Raw genomic sequence first — 1,199 nt, forward strand, 5'->3', positions numbered from 1 at the left:
CCCTTGAACAGCGGGCCGTCGCAGTGCGGGCAGTAGGCCACGCCCTTGTTGCGGTACTCCTGCTCGCCGGGCACGTTCATTTCCCGCCAGCGGGCGCCGGTCGCCAGGATCAAGGTCTTGCTCTTGAGCGTGGCGCCGGATTCGAACGTCACTTCATGCAGCCCGCCCTCGGTCTCGGCGGCCTTGAAGCCCGTGGCGCGCTGCAGGTTCATCACGTCGACTTCGTAGTCGTTGACGTGCTGCTCGAGGGCCGCCACCAGCTTCGGGCCTTCGGTATGGGAGACCGAGATGAAGTTCTCGATGCCCAGGGTATCCGAGACCTGGCCGCCGAAGCGCTCCGCAGCCACGCCGGTGTTGATGCCCTTGCGCGCCGAATAGATCGCCGCCGAGGCGCCAGCGGGGCCGCCGCCGATGATCAGGGAGTCGAACGCGGCCTTTTCGCTGAGCTTCTTCGCGTCGCGCTCGGCCGCACCCGTATCGACCTTGGCGAGAATCTGCTCGATCGTCATGCGGCCCTGATCGAAGGGCTTGCCGTTGAGGTAGACGCTCGGCACCGACATGATCTCGCGCGCCTCGACCTCATCCTGGAACAGCGCGCCGTCGATGGCCACGTGCTGGACGTTCGGGTTGAAGATCGCCATCAGGTTCAGCGCCTGCACCACGTCCGGGCAGTTCTGGCACGACAGCGAATAGTAGGTCTCGAAGCGCATCTCGCCATCGAGGGCCTTGATCTGATCGAGTGTCTCCTGGGAGGTCTTGGGCGGGTGACCGCCGACCTGCAGAAGCGCCAGCACCAGTGAGGTGAACTCGTGGCCCATCGGGATGCCGGCGAACACCACGCCGGTCTCTTCGCCGGGGCGGTTGATGGCGAACGACGGCGTGCGCGCGTCCTGGCCATCGGTTGTCAGGGTGATCTTGTCGGAGAGGCTGGCGATGTCCTGCAAGAGGCCGAGCAGCTCCTGAGATTTGGCGCCGTCGTCGAGGGATGCCGCGATCTCGAACGGTTGGGTCACCTTTTCCAGATAAGCCTTCAACTGATTTTTCAAATTCGCGTCCAGCATGACCGTGGTTCCTCGCAATCGGCTTGAATATGTCTCGACCGCCCATGAGCCCGAACGTCGGGGTGAGGCGGGAGAAAGGGGTGTTGCGGTAATGAAGACCCGACGCTTGAAGAAGCGGGGGGCTGAAACGGCGCGCCC

Annotated in this window: 1 protein-coding gene; it reads right to left on the minus strand. The window is 64.2% G+C overall.

The features are described 5' to 3' along the window. Window positions 1-1,061: alkyl hydroperoxide reductase subunit F (gene ahpF, locus BIS11_RS18010; RefSeq protein ID WP_253586785.1), on the minus strand; the 1,061-nt coding region annotated here is incomplete at its 3' end. Between the last annotated feature and the right edge of the window lie 138 nt (window positions 1,062-1,199).

The organism is Halomonas sp. 707D4 (assembly GCF_024158685.1).
Lineage (GTDB): Bacteria > Pseudomonadota > Gammaproteobacteria > Pseudomonadales > Halomonadaceae > Vreelandella.